This window comes from Gluconacetobacter diazotrophicus PA1 5 (assembly GCF_000067045.1).
Taxonomy (GTDB): Bacteria; Pseudomonadota; Alphaproteobacteria; order Acetobacterales; family Acetobacteraceae; genus Gluconacetobacter; species Gluconacetobacter diazotrophicus.
In genome coordinates, this window is the sequence record NC_010125.1 from 2,838,842 (window position 1) to 2,854,351 (window position 15,510).

Annotated in this window: 18 protein-coding genes and 1 pseudogene; 9 read left to right on the forward strand and 10 right to left on the reverse strand. The window is 62.8% G+C overall.

Translation table 11 applies throughout. The annotated features are described in order from the left end of the window. Positions 1 to 172: 172 nt before the first annotated feature. Positions 173 to 1,093 carry an AraC family transcriptional regulator gene (locus tag GDI_RS13045; RefSeq protein WP_012226908.1) on the reverse strand — a complete coding sequence of 307 codons (921 nt, stop codon included), beginning with the start codon at positions 1,091 to 1,093 and terminating at the stop codon, positions 173 to 175. Positions 1,094 to 1,272: 179 nt separating this feature from the next. On the opposite strand from GDI_RS13045, the gene GDI_RS13050 reads away from it, so the two are divergent. Then, positions 1,273 to 2,328, forward strand: coding sequence for an aldo/keto reductase (locus tag GDI_RS13050; protein ID WP_041249450.1), 1,056 nt, complete (start codon positions 1,273 to 1,275; stop codon positions 2,326 to 2,328). A 34-nt stretch (positions 2,329 to 2,362) separates the two neighbouring features. Here GDI_RS13050 and GDI_RS13055 read toward each other — a convergent pair whose 3' ends face one another. Continuing rightward, a complete protein-coding gene (locus GDI_RS13055) occupies positions 2,363 to 2,791 on the reverse strand; it encodes a ribbon-helix-helix protein, CopG family (protein ID WP_041249451.1) in 429 nt (142 codons plus the stop codon). Positions 2,792 to 2,798: 7 nt separating this feature from the next. Next, entirely contained in the window at positions 2,799 to 4,799 is a 2,001-nt protein-coding gene (locus GDI_RS13060) for a conjugal transfer protein TraG (protein ID WP_012226914.1), read from the reverse strand. A 173-nt stretch (positions 4,800 to 4,972) separates the two neighbouring features. Between GDI_RS13060 and GDI_RS19985 the strand changes: the two genes are divergently transcribed. The 4 genes from GDI_RS19985 to GDI_RS13075 all read left to right on the forward strand — a co-directional run bounded on the left by GDI_RS19985 (position 4,973) and on the right by GDI_RS13075 (position 6,714). Beyond that, the gene (locus GDI_RS19985; protein WP_162098033.1) at positions 4,973 to 5,122 is read left to right on the forward strand and encodes a type II toxin-antitoxin system CcdA family antitoxin; all 150 of its coding nucleotides are present in this window, start codon (positions 4,973 to 4,975) and stop codon (positions 5,120 to 5,122) included. 75 nt (positions 5,123 to 5,197) lie between these two features. Beyond that, positions 5,198 to 5,620 (forward strand): hypothetical protein, encoded by a 423-nt coding sequence (locus tag GDI_RS13065; RefSeq protein ID WP_157871047.1) that lies wholly within the window; start codon positions 5,198 to 5,200, stop codon positions 5,618 to 5,620. 9 nt (positions 5,621 to 5,629) lie between these two features. After that, positions 5,630 to 6,256, forward strand: coding sequence for a type II toxin-antitoxin system VapC family toxin (locus GDI_RS13070; RefSeq protein ID WP_012226916.1), 627 nt, complete (start codon positions 5,630 to 5,632; stop codon positions 6,254 to 6,256). Positions 6,257 to 6,303: 47 nt separating this feature from the next. After that, a complete protein-coding gene (locus GDI_RS13075; RefSeq protein ID WP_012226917.1) occupies positions 6,304 to 6,714 on the forward strand; it encodes a gamma-glutamylcyclotransferase family protein in 411 nt (136 codons plus the stop codon). A gap of 37 nt (positions 6,715 to 6,751) precedes the next feature. Here the strand turns inward: GDI_RS13075 and GDI_RS13080 are convergent, their stop codons facing one another. The 3 genes and pseudogenes from GDI_RS13080 to GDI_RS13085 all read right to left on the reverse strand — a co-directional run. Beyond that, a complete protein-coding gene (locus GDI_RS13080; protein WP_012226918.1) occupies positions 6,752 to 8,491 on the reverse strand; it encodes a relaxase/mobilization nuclease domain-containing protein in 1,740 nt (579 codons plus the stop codon). Beyond that, on the reverse strand, positions 8,488 to 8,685 hold the full coding sequence (locus GDI_RS19820; protein ID WP_157871048.1) for a hypothetical protein: 198 nt from the start codon (positions 8,683 to 8,685) through the stop codon (positions 8,488 to 8,490). Before GDI_RS19820 ends, GDI_RS13080 begins: the two co-directional genes overlap by 4 nt. A gap of 368 nt (positions 8,686 to 9,053) precedes the next feature. Continuing rightward, a pseudogene (locus GDI_RS13085) lies at positions 9,054 to 9,338 on the reverse strand (IS110 family transposase); the annotation flags it as partial. A 65-nt stretch (positions 9,339 to 9,403) separates the two neighbouring features. Here GDI_RS13085 and GDI_RS19210 point away from each other — a divergent pair. Next, positions 9,404 to 10,349 (forward strand): IS630-like element ISGdi6 family transposase gene (locus GDI_RS19210; protein WP_157871049.1). Its coding sequence is split into 2 segments (ribosomal slippage): positions 9,404 to 9,742 and positions 9,744 to 10,349, totalling 945 coding nucleotides; the frame shifts between segments, so codons are not numbered across the junction. 115 nt (positions 10,350 to 10,464) lie between these two features. Beyond that, positions 10,465 to 11,523 (forward strand): IS481-like element ISGdi10 family transposase, encoded by a 1,059-nt coding sequence (locus GDI_RS13100; protein ID WP_012222646.1) that lies wholly within the window; start codon positions 10,465 to 10,467, stop codon positions 11,521 to 11,523. A 218-nt stretch (positions 11,524 to 11,741) separates the two neighbouring features. On the opposite strand, the gene GDI_RS18630 is transcribed toward GDI_RS13100, so the two are convergent. The 4 genes from GDI_RS18630 to GDI_RS13120 all read right to left on the reverse strand — a co-directional run bounded on the left by GDI_RS18630 (position 11,742) and on the right by GDI_RS13120 (position 14,039). Further along, on the reverse strand, positions 11,742 to 12,254 hold the full coding sequence (locus GDI_RS18630; protein ID WP_012226920.1) for a DUF1223 domain-containing protein: 513 nt from the start codon (positions 12,252 to 12,254) through the stop codon (positions 11,742 to 11,744). 38 nt (positions 12,255 to 12,292) lie between these two features. After that, a complete protein-coding gene (locus GDI_RS13110; protein ID WP_041249454.1) occupies positions 12,293 to 12,628 on the reverse strand; it encodes a pentapeptide MXKDX repeat protein in 336 nt (111 codons plus the stop codon). A gap of 101 nt (positions 12,629 to 12,729) precedes the next feature. Next, a complete protein-coding gene (locus tag GDI_RS13115) occupies positions 12,730 to 13,479 on the reverse strand; it encodes a molybdopterin-dependent oxidoreductase (protein WP_012226922.1) in 750 nt (249 codons plus the stop codon). Further along, positions 13,476 to 14,039, reverse strand: a complete 564-nt coding sequence (locus tag GDI_RS13120; protein WP_012226923.1) for a cytochrome b/b6 domain-containing protein — start codon at positions 14,037 to 14,039, stop codon at positions 13,476 to 13,478. Before GDI_RS13120 ends, GDI_RS13115 begins: the two co-directional genes overlap by 4 nt. Before the next feature lie 268 nt (positions 14,040 to 14,307). Here GDI_RS13120 and msrB point away from each other — a divergent pair, with 268 nt between their 5' ends. After that, complete coding sequence (msrB, locus tag GDI_RS13125; protein WP_041249456.1) at positions 14,308 to 14,769, forward strand: peptide-methionine (R)-S-oxide reductase MsrB; 462 nt, start codon at positions 14,308 to 14,310, stop codon at positions 14,767 to 14,769. Between the two features lie 13 nt (positions 14,770 to 14,782). Further along, the gene (gene msrA, locus GDI_RS13130) at positions 14,783 to 15,490 is read left to right on the forward strand and encodes a peptide-methionine (S)-S-oxide reductase MsrA (RefSeq protein ID WP_012226926.1); all 708 of its coding nucleotides are present in this window, start codon (positions 14,783 to 14,785) and stop codon (positions 15,488 to 15,490) included. Positions 15,491 to 15,510: the final 20 nt, after the last annotated feature.

The following is a 15,510-nucleotide window of genomic DNA, read 5'->3' on the forward strand; positions in this document are numbered from 1 at the left end:
GTCCGGCCAGGTCATCCGACCTCTCCGGACGACGACGGGGATCATTAGAGAGTGCTGTTTTCTCCTATTTTCAACAGCCTTTTCTCACGATCGTACAAGATCGTAACGGATGCGGGTTTTACTTGCTCCTGACGGTTTATCGAAACCGGCAGACGAAGCCCGACAGACACGTTCAGGAAAGGCGTTCTTCCTCGACCTCCTGCGCAATGAGCATAGAGTCCCCCCGCAGCCGGGCGGCATCACGGGCCGGGGGCACCCCGAACATGCGCCGGTAATCCCGGCTAAACTGGGAAGGGCTGTCATACCCGACGGCGAAACCGGCCTCCGCCGCGTCATCCCCGTCCGCCACCAGACGCCGCCGGGCCTCCTGCAGCCGGATGCAGGTCCGGTACTGCATCGGGCTCATCAGCGCCACCGCCTTGAAATGCCGAAACAGCGAAGGCGCGCTCATACCGGCGAGGCGCGCCAGATCGTCGATCCCAAACTCCTCGGCATAATGCGTCCGCATCCAGGCCATGACCCGGGCAATCCGGGTCAGGTGGCTGTCCGCCACCGCGATCGCCCGAAGCCGAACGCCGAGCGGGCCGGTTAGCAGGCGATAATAGATTTCCTGCCGCACCAGCGGGGCAAGAACCGCTATATCGCCTGGCGTATCCAGCAGTGCGACAAGACGGCGGACGGAATCCAGCAACGCCTCATCCAGCGATGCGACGGCCAGACCGGCTTCATCCCCTGCCCCTCTGTCCCCGCCGACGGGCACGGACAGCAGCAGGTCCGCCAGCACCGCCGGATCGAAATCGATGCTGAGCGCCAGATAGGGCTGGTGCGGACTGGCCTCGATCACCGCGCTGCTGACCGGCAGATCGACCGTGGTGATCAGGTAATGGCTGTCGTCATAGGTGAAGGCATGCGTTCCAAGCTCGACCCGCTTGCGGCCCTGAACGATTAGATAGAGCCGGGAGCGATAGATGCAGTTCAGCGGCACCGACCGACCTTCGGAGCGGAACAGCATGAGGCCGGGCACGGCGGTCGGTGTGCGTCGCCCGGCTGCATGGCGCCCGATAAGATCGCGCAGGTGGTCGATCGCGGACATTCATGATCCTCCGCCATGAAACTGCTCTTGTGGATGACGGCGCACAAGGCGCGGTGTCTACTTCTGATAGCATCATGCAAGAACGCGATGGGATCTTCCTACCGCGAGGCCCCTCCCCGGCGGCACTATGCCGCCACACCGCATCACGCGGTCCGTCTTTTTTGCGGAGATTTCATACCATGAAATACAATCCACTCGGCCGCACCGGCCTCCTGGTTTCGGAACTCTGCCTCGGCACCATGACCTTCGGCGGTCAAGGGGGCATCTGGGAACAAATCGGCGGTCTCGCGCAGGAGAGCGCCGATGGCCTGGTCCGCGCCGCACTCGATGCCGGGATCAACTTCATCGACACCGCCAACGTCTATTCCACCGGATTATCGGAACAGATCACCGGTCAGGCCCTGCGCAATCTTGGCGTGGCACGCGACGACGTCGTGGTTGCAACCAAGGTGCTGGGGCCGATGGGCGACGGTCCGAATGCGCGCGGCGCCTCACGCACCCATATCATCGCGCAATGCCATGCCAGCCTGAAACGGCTGCAACTCGACCATATCGATCTCTACCAGATCCATGGCGTCGATCCTCTCACCCCCATCGAGGAAACGATGGAGGCACTGGATACGCTGGTCCGTTCGGGCGCGGTCCGCTACGTCGGCGTCTCCAACTGGGCGGCCTGGCAGATCAGCAAGGCGCTGGGCATCGCCGAACGCAAGAACCTGGCGATGATCCGCTCGCTGCAAGCCTATTACACCATCGCCGGACGCGACCTGGAGCGCGAGATCGCGCCGATGCTGGCCGAGGAGCAGGTCGGGCTGATGGTCTGGAGCCCGCTGGCGGGCGGCTTGCTGTCGGGCAAATATCATCGCGACGGCAGTTCCGTCTCCGGCGACGGCCGTCGCGCCAGCTTCGATTTCCCACCGGTCAATCGCGACCGGGCCTTCGCCGTGATCGACGCCATGCGCCCCATCGCCGAGGCGCATGGTCGCAGCGTGGCACAGATCGCCATCGCTTGGCTGCTGCACCGCGAGGTGGTCACCAGCGTCATCATCGGCGCGAAACGTCCGGACCAGTTGCAGGACAATATCGCGGCCACCACTGTCACGCTGTCGCCCGAGGATCTGACGACGCTGGATGCGATCAGCGCCCTGCCGCCGGAATATCCGGGCTGGATGATCGAACGGCAAAGCGGCTATCGCGCCGGCGCCAAGGCAGGAGAGTTGCCGAAGACATCGTAGTACGCGCAGGGGCCGACCGACGCCGGGAAGCCCCCTATTCGGCCTCAGAGCGAAGGTCGTCCGGGATTTCCTGCCGGAAGAATGGTCCCCGACTGAGTCGTCGGCCAAGGGCGGCCACGAACGCCTCGTAGCGTTCCGCCCCCTGCGCCCGCGCCGCCGCTGCGGCCGGTTCCGGCAAGGACGGGCTGACCGTCATCCAGTAGCGGATGAACAGAGCCAGCGTCTCAAGGCTGATCCCGAGATCACGTTCCATGCGGGCGACCTGCCGGTCGAGGCGGTCCAGCCTGCGGCTCATCGCCGCTTCCCGCCGTTCATCGGCATCGGGCGACAGGAAGGATGCGATGGCCGCTTCCGCCACCAGGGACAAAGAAAGATCGCGCCGCGCGGCATGCGCGGTCAGGGCGTCCAGCAGCTTCGGTTCCAGATAGACCGACAACCGCACCTTCTTGGGGGAAGTTCTCATCACGCCCTCACAGCCCGAGATCGTTGCCGCGATCGAGGCCCGCCTGGCGGGCAATCCGTGTCAGGTCGGCGCGATCCCGTGCTTCTGGATCCGGGGGCGGTTCTTCACCAAAGAGATCGGGGACCGTGCGCTTTCTATGCTTGCCGATATCCGCCGGGTCATGCTCGCGCGACCATTTCCGCCCCGTGCCGAGCGATTCATCGCTATCGGCGTCGTCGGGTTTATCCGGTGCTGCCGGCGCCCCCGTCTGCTCCGGTGGTGGGGTGACAGGAGACGGACGACCACTCCAGTCATCGGGCCGGACAGGCCGTGGCAGCTGCGCCGGATCGGGCGGTGGCAGGACGCGCTCGACGAAGCGGCGATCCCGGAAATACCGCGCCTTCCGTGCCCGGATCGGTGGACAGCCCGCCACCATGACGACTTCCTCCCGTGCCGGGATCTGCATGACTTCGCCCACCGTCATCAGAGGCCGCGCACTTTCCTGGCGCGAGACCATGAGATGCCCGAGCCAAGGCGACAGCCGGTGCCCGGCATAGTTCTTCTGCGAGCGGATCTCGGTGGCCACGCCCAGCCCGTCGGATACGCGCTTCGCCGTGCGCTCGTCGTTGGTGGCGAAACTAACCCGGACATGGCAGTTGTCGAGAATACTGTTGTTCTGACCGTAGGCCTTGTCGATCTGGTTTAGGCTTTGGGCAATCAGGAACGCCTTGATCCCGTAGCCCGCCATGAAGGCCAGCGCGCTCTCGAAGAAGTCCAGGCGGCCGAGGGCGGGAAACTCGTCGAGCATCAGCAGCAGGCGACGCCGCCCCTCCCGACCGGACAGATCCTCCGTCAGCCGCCGCCCGATCTGGTTGAGAATCAGGCGGATTAGCGGCTTGGTGCGGCTGATATCCGACGGCGGGATGACGAAATACAGGGAGACGGGCTGGTCGCCCTCCAGCAGGTCGCCGATGCGCCATTCGCAGCGACTGGTCACCGTCGCCACCACCGGATCACGGTAGAGGCCAAGAAACGACATGGCGGTGGACAGAACGCCGGAGCGCTCGTTATCCGACTTGTTCAGCAGTTCCCGTGCGGCCGAGGCCACAACGGGATGCGGCCCCTTCCCGTCCAGATGGTTCGTGCGCATCATGGCGGACAGGGTTGCCTCGATCGACCGCTTCGGGTCAGAGAGGAATTTCGCCACCCCGGCGAGCGTCTTGTCGTCCTCGGCATAGAGCACATGCAGGATCGCCCCGACCAGCAGGGCATGGGAGGTTTTCTCCCAATGGTTGCGGCGCTCCAGCGAACCCTCGGGATCGACCAGAATGTCGGCGATGTTCTGCACGTCACGAACCTCCGACGCTCCGCGCCGCACCTCCAGCAGTGGGTTGTAGGCCGAGGACGCCGGATTGGTGGGATCGAACAGCAGCACCCGCCCGAAGCGATTCCGGAAACCGGCCGTGATCTGCCAGTTCTCGCCCTTGATGTCATGGATGATGGCCGAACCCGGCCAGGTCAGGAGTGTGGGGATCACCATGCCTACCCCTTTGCCCGTGCGCGTCGGTGCGAAAGTCAGGACATGCTCGGGGCCATCATGCCGGAGATAGGCCCGGCGGTATCGGCCCAGCACCACGCCGTCCTCGCCCAGCAGTCCGGCCGCGCGGATTTCCGCGTCCTCGGCCCAGCGGGCGGAGCAATAGGTCGCGGCGCGCTTCGCCTCACGGGCGCGATGGACGGACAGCGCCACGGCTGCGGCAAAGGCCAGCACACCGCCCGAGCCCGCAATCCACGCGCCGCGCGCGAAGACCGCCGGGGCGTAGGCGTCGAGCTCGTACCACCACCAGAAGAACAGTGGCGGGGCATAGACCGGCCAGCGATGCAGGACCGTGAACCACGGTCGGCCGAGTTCCGGCTGGAACGCCAGTTCCCAGGCCGTCCATTGTGTCGCCGTCCACCAGGACAGCACGATCATGGACAGGACCACGAGCGCCTGCCCCCACTGGATACGTGTTCCCGGCTGGTCCATCGATCCCTCCCTTTGTCATGGGAGACAGCGAAGAACCGGCGCTTTCCAGGGCGCAAGCATGATCCGTTGGTCGTCGTACCGAAGCGGGCTGGAGCGAAGAAATACTTGCGCGTTGCGGGCTACAGTCAAACCCGCCCATCATGCGCGGGATATCTCTCGGAAGGAGTCGAGCCATGACTGGACCGCAGAACCCGCCTCGGTCTGACGACGCCGTTGATCAACTAGGCACGGAAGAACAGAGGAAGCTCGACCATGTGATTGATGCCGTGAACGCATGGCACACACGACACGGCTTCCTGAGCGATGAATTCCCGACGCTTTGAGCCGGGCGATCTCCACTTGAATCGTGCATATGTCGGACATTTATGATAGAAACGTCCGACACAAGGGAGACTCCGATGGCACATACGAGCCGACAGCAAGGTGGTACCAAATCCGGTGTGACTGCACCGACCAGCATCGGTCCTGCTGCCCGCCCGGCGCGCCGGCATGGGAAAACCAGCCAGTCGACCGTGGAAAGCGACATGATACGGGTGTTCAAAAGCAAGGCGTTCGCGAGCCTGATGGCGCGCGATCCGTCGGTTGCACGCGCGGTTGTCTTCCTGACGCACCAGGGTGTCGTCACCGGCGTCCGCTCGAAGAAGATTTCCACGCGTGTCGATCCCGGCGTGATGGATGCAGCCCGGAAGCGGTTCGGACTGACCAACGATGCCGACGTCATCAACGCCAGCCTGGCGATGGCGGCAGCGCCAGATCGGTTCAAAACATGGCTCATGGAGAGCCAGGACACGGTCACGGACGATTTTGAACTCGCGGTATAAGCATTCATCGTGAAGACACCAGCAGGATCGCGCGGCAACGAAACCGCCGCCGACATTGCACGACAGCATGACCCCGACGCCTATGCACGGGCGATGGCACGCCGACCCGACGCAGAGCTTCCGTTCGACATCACGGCCCAGCCGCCGGATCTGCCGGTCATGCTCGACACGAATTTCTATCTGCGACGCCTTCAGGGAAAGCTCGCGCCGGATCTGGCTGCCTTCGTGGCCAGCCGGAGGATTCTGCATAGCGGCGTCGCATGTAGCGAGCTTGCCATCAGCGCAGGCATCCTCGATCCGACTCATCCCGCCACGCCGCACAACCGCAAAGTCGTGCTGGATATGCTCGACACAATCGACCGAACGGATATCGTGGCCCCCAGCGCGGAAACCTGGGCCGAAGCGGGCATGATCGCCGGTATTCTGGCTCGGACGCAGCATCTCGCAAAGCCCAAGAGCACGCTGACGTCAGCGGAAGCGTGCTGCCAGGAGGGCCTGCGCCGGAAGCTGATTAATGACACCCTGCTCTTCCTCAGCGCCCGCGAGCAAAATGCCATCCTGGTGTCGATGAACCGTCGCGATATGGATCTTCTTCTCCGTTTTCGGCCGGACACCAGCGTTCTGCTATTCCGCTGATGGCGGCACGGGAACCTGAGCGAACAAAAATTGAAGTGAGAGCAGACATGATTTCTCGTCACATTTCGATTTTCTTCTACGGCCTGTTCATGGATGCGGATGTTCTTCGGACGAAAGGCTTTGAACCCGCGAACCCTCGACCGGCTGAGGTCGCGGGAATGGCGCTTCGTATTGGAAAGCGCGCTACTCTTGTCCCTGATATGTCAAGTTCGGTGCATGGGATCGTCATGGACCTGACCCACAACGATATCGACCGTCTTTACGCCGACGAAAGCGTCGCCTCATACCGGGCAGAAGCTGTCTTGGCCCGCCTCTCCGATAGCACAAGCATCGCAGCCCTTTGTTTCAATCTGCCGATACCTCCGGAAAGAGGCGTCACCAACGATGAGTATCGCGAAAAACTCCGCGAAGTTGGCCGCAAAGTCGGTCTTCCGACCGGATACGTCGACAGCGTGTGAGAGCAATGCGACGGATCAGCACGACACCCGAAGGTAATTACAACCCTAATCCCCGCTTGCGGGCAAATGACCAGTCGATCCCGCCATCGCCGCGCATGATACCCGACACCTCCCGCCTTCGCTGTTTTTCCAGCGAAGGCGACCATGGCACCAACTCGAAGCCCAGCCCGTCATCGATCATCGCGAACCGGCCCGACGCCAGGTTGAAACGCTGACGATAGGTGCCGGTAACGGGATCACCCTCCCCGCTCCGCCGGAACGGTATCCCCGACTTCCCGGCGAGGCTCCGGCCCAGCCCGTCCAGCTCCCGCTGGCGCAGCGTGACGATCAGGTTCCGGGCGTAGCGGATGCTCCCGCCGTCACGGCTGGCCAGCCCCTGCTCCACCAGATGATCCGTGCGTTTCTCCATCGCCTCTTTGACATCGGCGCCGAACCCGGTGGACGCCAGGGCAAGAGGCTCCCGTGCGATGGCCTGCCGGTCGAGCCAGGTGGCACCCTCCGCCGTCACCTGCCGCTCCAGCGTGACGTCCGAACGCACGGCCAGCGCGACACGGTCACGTCCCCGGTTGTCGGTGAAACGCCGCAATTCCACGATGGAACCGACCGATCCATCGCCAGCCGCTTCGAGGTTCGGCAGGCGGACATGGTGCGTGCGTCCGTCAATCCCGTCGATCACCGCATAGGCCGTGCCACGCAGCTCATCGTCGAGACCACGATCGACCAGCCGGCCGATGACGGGATCGGTGGTATCCTCGGCGGCCATTACCCAGGAGGACGCGGCACGGTCGATCTTCTGCTCCGCCAGGCCCTGGTGGATACGCTTGATGATGTCATTGCGCTCGCTGATCTCCCGCAGGGTCGCTTCCGCGCTCTCGTCCATCCGCCAGCGATCCGGCCCAATCTGGTGCGCCAGCCCCATGGTTTCCAGACGGCGCAGGCGACCCAGCTTCACGGTGGCGAAGGCGTCCGGCGTTGCGCCCGGCGCGCGCCCGAGATCGATGACACCATCCTGCCCCGCGTCCTTCTGAAGCTGGCGGTCAAGCTGGGTCCAGCGGTCGGCATTCACCTGCCGCTCGACCGCCTGGTGGATATCGTGATCCGTGCGCGGCCCGAGTTCCAGTGTCACCAGATCCTGGGCACGGGCACGCATGCCCTCGCGGATATAATCGCGCGCGATCACCAGGTCGGTGCCATCTTCCGCGACGCCCCGGACGATGACGTGTAGATGGGGATGCGCGGTGTTCCAGTGATCGACGGCGACCCAGTCGAGTTTCGTGCCGAGATCAGATTCCATCTGCCCCATCAGATCCCGCGCGAAGGCGCGCAGGTCCGACATCTCCGGCGCATCCTCGGGCGAGACGATGAAGCGGAAATGATGGCGGTCCCCATCGCATCGTTCGGCGAAGTCCGAGGCCCGGATGTCGTCGCTGTCCCTGCCGAACAGCCGCGCATCCTCCCCGTCCCGCGTCACGCCCTCCCGACGGAGATAGCGCAGGTGTGCTGCCAATGGTGTGGCGCGCGGGGCATGGCGCACGACACGGGCCTTGATCACGACGCCCCGTGAACGGCTGGTGAGCAGGCGATTGGCCGCATGGGCGGCGGCCCGGCCCCGTCCGAAACTGGAGCGACGCCCGGCACTGATTTTCCCCGCGCGGGACACCCTGCCACCGGCCCGCTGCACCGACGCCAGCACCTGCGTCACGAATGGCCGCGCCTGCCAGGCGCGGGTGGAGCGGATGCGCCCTGGCCGAACCCGGAATTCCTCGCTCCTGTTCATGAAAAATGTCCTGCACCGCGCGAAAGAACGCGCCGGATCAAAGAGATGACACCTTGCCGCGAGGTGCGGGAAATCCACGCACCTCGCAACAAGACCTCAAAAAACCCGGAAAACAGCCACCCCAACCGAGCCGCGATGTGCGGCCTTTTATCCAGCCCTCTTAATCGGGCGGGTTTTTTGGTCAAGTTTTTCATTCTTCGTTTTCCTTTAGCTTCCTTTCACGATCACAGTTCTGCTCCTGGACTGGCATCTCGGCCCTGACTGAGGGTTCGTGGCACGCCGTGCACTCTTCCGCGCTCAGCGACGACTGATATGCCGCCCCATCCGTGGATGGGCGGCCGGCCTTTCGTCGTGGCGCATTTTGCCATCGGATTCACGGGGCAGCATCACAGGCACTCGAGCGGAGTCCCACGAGGCGTTCACCTGCGCGTGCTCCAGGCAAGATATCGTGCTTCCCGTCGTCCTCGACTGCACCCTTCCCCATCCGCCTTGGCGGATCTCCCTGTTCAGAACGCCGCGGTCATCCCGACACGCGGCGGAACATTCCTTTGCAGCTGGACACTCACGCGAGCGCCCGCGGCAATTTGCGGTTCTTGCAAGCGATATGACGGGCCCGCTCTTCGGGATCGACGGCCGGACCGCCGTCATAGACCGTTCCGTCGAGCCACATGGCATGCATGATCACGGCCATCTTGCGCGCCACGGCGACCGCCGCCTTGCGATGGCAGGACCGTTTCGCCAGTTCCAGGCCCCAGGTCCGCAGCTTGTCGCGCCCCTTGAAACGCGTCAGCAGGACCGACGCCGATTCATAGAGGGACCGCCGCACCTCCGGATCGCCGGCCTTGGAATATGGGGTCCCCGGATTCCGGAAAATTTGATTTAACATGCTGTCTGGATTGGAGGCCAGCATGGATGGCGCGTCCTTATTCGATGGATCTTCGCGACCGGGTTGTGGCAGCCGTGGAGACAGACGGCCTCTCCTGCCACGAGGCCGCGAAGCGCTACGGTGTAGCACCCAGCACCGCGATCCGGTGGATGCAGAGCTTTCGGCGGACCGGCAGCGTTTCCCCTGGCCAGATGGGCGGCCACAAGCCGAAACGGCTGACGGGTGCGCATCGGGAATGGCTGATCGAGCGTTGCAAGGCGGGGGGCTTTACCCTGCGGGGCTTGGTCGCAGAACTTGCCGGGCGCGGGCTCAGGGTCGATTATCGCTCTGTGTGGGTCTTCGTCCACGACGAGGGGCTCAGCTTCAAAAAAAACACTCGTCGCAGCCGAACAGGACGTCCCTGATGTCGCCCGACACCGGGCGCGATGGCAAAAATACCAACACCTCATAGATCCCGCCCGCCTGGTGTTCATCGATGAAACCTGGACCAAAACCAATATGGCGCCGCTACGCGGCTGGGCGCCGCGTGGCGAACGGCTCCGGGCCAAAGTGCCTTGGGGTCATTGGAACACCATGACCTTTATTGCCGCCCTGCGGGTCGATCGGATCGATGCGCCGTGGCTGCTCGATGGTCCGATCAACGGCGAAAGCTTCCGCATCTACGTCGAGAATGAACTCGTGCCGACGCTCAGGCCTGGTGACATCGTGATCGCTGACAACCTCGGCAGCCACAAAAACAAGGCAGCACGCGCAGCCATCCGACAGGTCGGCGCGCGCCTGATCCTCCTGCCAAAATACTCCCCAGACCTGAATCCCATTGAACAGGTCTTTGCCAAGCTCAAGCACCTGCTCCGCAAGGCCGCGGCTCGAAGCCGCGACGCAGTCAGTTCAACCATCGGCGAACTCCTGCGCAGCTACGCTCCCAGCGAATGCGCCAATTATTTCATAAACTCAGGATATGGACCAACCTAAAATCATCACGCTCTAAATCTGACGGATGGTGTCTGCTGAAGCTCAACCAGGGCTGCGGCGGGGGCGGAGTGGCCGGGCGACGCAGCCCCCGCCGCAGCCATCGGAGGATATCCTCATGACCCGTGACCAGAAGATCATCCGCGCCAAAGTTGGCCTGCTGGAACTATCGAAGCAACTGGGCAACGTCTCCCAGGCCTGCAAGATGATGGGGTATTCGCGCGACAGCTTCTACCGCTTCAAGGAGCTCTACGACAAAGGCGGCGAAATCGCGCTCCAGGAACTCTCCCGCCGCAAACCCTTGCTGAAAAACCGCGTCGAGCCGGCGGTTGAGGAAGCAGTGGTCGCGATCGCCATCGAACAACCGGCCTGGGGCCAGGCCCGCGTGGCCAACGAACTGCTCAAGCGCGGCGTCACCGTCTCTCCTTTCGGGGTGCGCAGCATCTGGCTGCGCCACGACCTCGCTACCATGAAGCTCCGCCTCAAGGCGCTCGAAGCCAAGATGGCCCAGGAACGGCTGATCCTCACCGAAAGCCAGCTTGCGGCCCTGGAGAAGGCCAAGGCCGACAAGGAGGCCTGGGGCGAGTTCGAGACCGAATGTCCCGGCTATTGCGGCGCCCAGGATACCTTCTATGTCGGCACCCTGAAGGGCGTCGGTCGCGTCTACCAGCAGACCTTCGTCGATACCTACAGCAAGGTCGGCTTCGCCAAGCTCTATGACCGCAAGACCCCGGTTACCGCTGCCGACCTGCTCAACGACCGCGTCATCCCCTTCTTCGAGCTGCACGATCTCCCGCTCCAGCGCGTGCTGACCGACCGGGGCACCGAATTCTGCGGCTCTCATGACCGCCATGAATACGAACTCTATCTGGCGGTGGAGAACATCGACCATACCCGCACCAAGGCGCGCAGCCCGCAGACCAACGGCATCGTCGAGCGCTTCCACAAGACCATGCTCGACGAGTTCTATCGTGTCACTTTTCGCCGCAAGATCTACGACAGCATCCACGAACTCCAGGCAGACCTCGACGAATGGATGGATGACTTCAACCGCAATCGCACCCACCAGGGACGATACTGCTTCGGCAAAACCCCGATGCAAACCTTCCTTGACGCAGCCCACCACGCCCGCGAAAAAGATATCGGGCGCCACGTCGAACACCACATGAACGCGTAGCATCCACGCCGGCCACTTCAAGCCGTCCGTCAGATTAAGTGCAAACTTCTACATCTATCATCGTAATGCCGGTTATCGCCGTCTTCCCTGTCATACATCCTTCCGGTCTCGTTTCCCCGAAGTGGAGAGTTCGCAATCACTATGAAATGGCCAAATTGGCGATTACACGGCCGCACGAAAATACCATTTTACTGGAGACAATGGTCACATCGCGTATTTCAAAACCAGTACGAACCAGCCATCCATTCATTCGCCAATAAACTGGATGAGAAAGCCCGCCAGCATGAGTACCCGCATTTATACCCAGAAGCCAGCTGGTCGCGAGCCTCGAACCGAAAATCGCCAACGACTACGCGCCCGTCTGGAAGCTGATAGCTGTACGATCCGTCGTCAAATGTACCGATGACAACGATTTCAGGCGTGAACACCTCGCGCCGACGGAACGCGTGAGCGTAATTCCGTTGGCGCGCCGTGAAAGCCAGTGCGCTGAACGTATTCTTCCAGCCGAGATCGTCCCAGTAGGTTACCTCCCACGACAGGGTCAGCAGATCGGGACGATCGGACAATGCCAGAAGATTGGCATTCGCGGGCGGGCAGGACGAACAACCCTGACTTTGGAACAGTTCCACCACGGTCGGGTGGTCCGGGTCCGCAGCCATGGCCGGTACCGATGTGCCAACAAGCGCCAACATGCCGCCCAGTGCGGTGGATATGACGCTTTTCAGCTTCATGAATGCGCCTGCCAGCCGGATAATTCGCGAAGCCCGGCTTAGTTCGGCTTCGCCATGCCGTCCTGCGGCGCGGCCATCGCGTTGTCATGGCTCATGCTGTTGTGGGACATCGCGTTCTTCTTCATGCCGTCATGCTTCTTCATACCGTCGTGGGACATGCCGTTATGCGTCATCGCATGCGGGGCCATCGCGTTCGGGGCCATCGTATCGTGCGCCATGCCGTTCTTCGACATGCTGTCATGTGCCATCGAGTTTGGCGCCATCTGGTTCGGGGCCATGGCATCGTGCGACATGGCGCCCTGTGCGCGAGCGGCGCCACCCAGAGCGACGACGGACGAGAAAGCGGCAGCAATGGCGATATTGCGAATAGACATGGTAATTTCCTGATCTGTGGTGATGTGGAGGCGGAAACATTCCGCCTCTCTGTTCTATTCTTCGATGAGGCACGTCGTCGGGTTACAGGGACGCGTCTTTTTTATGACCCGCCAAACCAGTCGTAACCCTGATCTTCCCAGTAGCCGCCCGAAAAGCGGTTGGTGACCTCGATGGACGCGAGATATTTCGGATTTTTGTAGCCGAGCTTCGTTGGAATCCTGACCTTCATCGGCGCGCCATAGGCAGGCGGAAGGGCACGGTCTCCATAGTCCAGCGCCAGAATGGTCTGCGGATGCAGCGCGGTCGCCATGTCGATGCTCGTCGAATAATCGTCGAAACAGCGAAAATTGACATATTTCGCACGCAGATCCGCGCCGACCTTTTGCAGGAACATCGAAAGCGGCACGCCGGACCAGTCGCCGATCGCACTCCATCCCTCGACGCAGATATGGCGTGTAATTTGCCGTTTCTGCGGCAGCGCGCGGAACTGCGCGAGCGACCACGGGCGTTTGTCCGACACCAGACCGCCGACGTCCAGGCGCCAGCCAGCGGGATCGACAGTGCGAACCTCGCTCTCGTCGTAATAGGCGTTGAACGGGAAAGGATGCGTGATCCTGGATGCATCGAATTCCCGCGCGAGCCGCTGGCGGCTGAACAGCAGGGCCTGCATCCGGTCGGTGAAACGCGACATCGCGCTGAGCGCACGCTCCACGGACGGCTCGTCGTCCAGCGCACAGCCGGACAGCATCGACAGTCCACCGAGCGACAGGGCGCCTTTGAGCATCAGACGGCGCTCGATCCGGCGCAGTTCGGGGGCGATCGCCGAGCGATCGAGGCGGTTGTGACTCATCGGGCAGCCCCCTCCTGGACGCTCGCTTCCGGCGCCACGCTCGGACGACGGCCGAACACCATGCCGAACAGGGTCGACGGCACGAGCAGGGCGAGCGCGATGTGAATGACGAGAAAGGCGACGATCAGCGTCATCATCGCGAAATGAATGCGGCGGGCGACATCGTAACCGCCGAACAGCCATGTCAGCCATCCAAGCTGCACCGGCTTCCAGATGGACAGCCCGCTTGCAACGGTCAGCAGGGCGACAATCAGCACGCCGGTATAAAGCAGCCGCTGGACAGCGTTGTAATGACCGGCGGCATGGGACAGCCTGAAGCGCAGCGCCCGCGCCATATCACGTCGGACCGCGCGTGGGCCGACGGGCCGCAGATCGCGGCGGAAATGCCCCGACAGCACGCCATACCCCATGTAAACGACGCCGGCAGCCATCAGCACCCACATCGCCGCGAAATGCCAGGCGATCCCGCCGCCCAGCCAGCCACCCAATGTGGCCCAGGCCGGGAATTCGAAAGGCAGAATGGGCGAGGCATTATAGATCTGCCAGCCACTGCCGATCATGACGAGCATCGACAATGCGCCGATCCAGTGGGTGATTCGAATAACGGGCGATGGCGTGCGACGCGGCCGCACGCTGCGTGATGAGAACATGTCCGGGCTTTCCGACTGAATGGTCAGGCGTTGATGCGGATGCGTTCGTCGGCCAGGCCCGAAAGGTTACAGTTTCCGCCATCTCCTGACGGAAATAAAAAATTCTTCTTACCCGCGTAACCGGACAGGGAATTTTCGCGAAGAACGCTGTGACAACCCAAAACAAGGGGGACACAGCATGACATCCCGCCGCCAATTCTTTCTTGCCGCCGTTGCCATGGCAGCGTTCGGCCGTGCAAGGGCCACCGAGCATTATCCCGTCACGCACACCGACGCCGAATGGCACCGCCTGCTGACGCCCGCGCAATACAATGTGCTGCGCGAGGCAGGCACCGAAATGCCGTATTCGAGCCCGTTGCTGACCGAGCATCGCCCCGGCCGCTTCGCCTGTGCCGGATGCGACACGGCAGCCTTCGACGCGCGCACGAAGTTCGAAAGCGGCACCGGCTGGCCGAGTTTCGACAGCGCCCTGCCGCACGCCGTGCAGGAACGTGGCGATGACAGCCTGGGCATGGAGCGCACGGAGGTGCGATGCGCGACCTGCGGCAGTCATCTCGGCCACGTGTTCGATGACGGACCGCAGCCAACGGGCCTGCGCTACTGCATGAACGGCGTGGCACTTTCATTCCATACGGCCTGAAGGAACTGGAAACATGACACGAGCAGGACTTTTCGGCGTTTCCCTGGTGGCGCTGACCACATTCGGTGTCGCCTGCCACACGGCAATGGGCGAGCCCGGCCCCCGTATTCTTCCGGCGCCCGTTCTGGCGGAACCGGCGCCTGCGACGCACCATGCAAGTACCGTTTTCGCAGGTGGTTGCTTCTGGGGCGTGCAGAGCGTGTTCGAACATATTCGTGGCGTGACCGCGACCCGCGCGGGTTTCGACGGCGGTGCGCGCGACACGGCGGATTATGAGACCGTCAGCAGCGGCGATACGGAACACGCAGAGTCGGTTGAAGTCGACTTTGATCCGACGCAGGTCAGCTACGGCACGCTGATGCGCATCTTCTTTTCTGTTGCGCTCGACCCGACACAGGTGAACCGCCAGTTCCCGGATGACGGCACGCAATATCGCTCCGTGCTCTACACCCGATCCGCGCAGCAGGCTCGGGAAGCGCATGCCTATATCGCGCAGCTCGACGCGGCGCATGTCTTCACGCGCCCCATCGCAACGCAGGTGGCGCCGGATCACGGATTCTACCCAGCCGAGGCAGATCACCAAAATTTCGCGGCCCGCTATCCGGATCATCCGTATATCGCTACATATGACGCACCACGGATCGAGGCGCTGCACGCGTTGTTCGCATCGTCCTGGCGCGCGCAGCCTGTGCTGACGCTGGCCGACGATGGCGGGAGCTGACTCTCGCCGTAACCAGGGAC

What these genes read in the sequence shown, in the direction of transcription:
- GDI_RS13045 (WP_012226908.1), bottom strand. Translation starts at nt 1,093, where the DNA reads ATGTCCGCGATCGACCACCTGCGCGATCTTATCGGGCGCCATGCAGCC.
- GDI_RS13050 (WP_041249450.1), top strand. Translation starts at nt 1,273, where the DNA reads ATGAAATACAATCCACTCGGCCGCACCGGCCTCCTGGTTTCGGAACTC.
- GDI_RS13055 (WP_041249451.1), bottom strand. Translation starts at nt 2,791, where the DNA reads ATGAGAACTTCCCCCAAGAAGGTGCGGTTGTCGGTCTATCTGGAACCG.
- GDI_RS13060 (WP_012226914.1), bottom strand. Translation starts at nt 4,799, where the DNA reads ATGGACCAGCCGGGAACACGTATCCAGTGGGGGCAGGCGCTCGTGGTC.
- GDI_RS19985 (WP_162098033.1), top strand. Translation starts at nt 4,973, where the DNA reads ATGACTGGACCGCAGAACCCGCCTCGGTCTGACGACGCCGTTGATCAA.
- GDI_RS13065 (WP_157871047.1), top strand. Translation starts at nt 5,198, where the DNA reads ATGGCACATACGAGCCGACAGCAAGGTGGTACCAAATCCGGTGTGACT.
- GDI_RS13075 (WP_012226917.1), top strand. Translation starts at nt 6,304, where the DNA reads ATGATTTCTCGTCACATTTCGATTTTCTTCTACGGCCTGTTCATGGAT.
- GDI_RS13080 (WP_012226918.1), bottom strand. Translation starts at nt 8,491, where the DNA reads ATGAACAGGAGCGAGGAATTCCGGGTTCGGCCAGGGCGCATCCGCTCC.
- GDI_RS19820 (WP_157871048.1), bottom strand. Translation starts at nt 8,685, where the DNA reads ATGAAAAACTTGACCAAAAAACCCGCCCGATTAAGAGGGCTGGATAAA.
- GDI_RS13100 (WP_012222646.1), top strand. Translation starts at nt 10,465, where the DNA reads ATGACCCGTGACCAGAAGATCATCCGCGCCAAAGTTGGCCTGCTGGAA.
- GDI_RS18630 (WP_012226920.1), bottom strand. Translation starts at nt 12,254, where the DNA reads ATGAAGCTGAAAAGCGTCATATCCACCGCACTGGGCGGCATGTTGGCG.
- GDI_RS13110 (WP_041249454.1), bottom strand. Translation starts at nt 12,628, where the DNA reads ATGTCTATTCGCAATATCGCCATTGCTGCCGCTTTCTCGTCCGTCGTC.
- GDI_RS13115 (WP_012226922.1), bottom strand. Translation starts at nt 13,479, where the DNA reads ATGAGTCACAACCGCCTCGATCGCTCGGCGATCGCCCCCGAACTGCGC.
- GDI_RS13120 (WP_012226923.1), bottom strand. Translation starts at nt 14,039, where the DNA reads ATGATCGGCAGTGGCTGGCAGATCTATAATGCCTCGCCCATTCTGCCT.
- msrB (WP_041249456.1), top strand. Translation starts at nt 14,308, where the DNA reads ATGACATCCCGCCGCCAATTCTTTCTTGCCGCCGTTGCCATGGCAGCG.
- msrA (WP_012226926.1), top strand. Translation starts at nt 14,783, where the DNA reads ATGACACGAGCAGGACTTTTCGGCGTTTCCCTGGTGGCGCTGACCACA.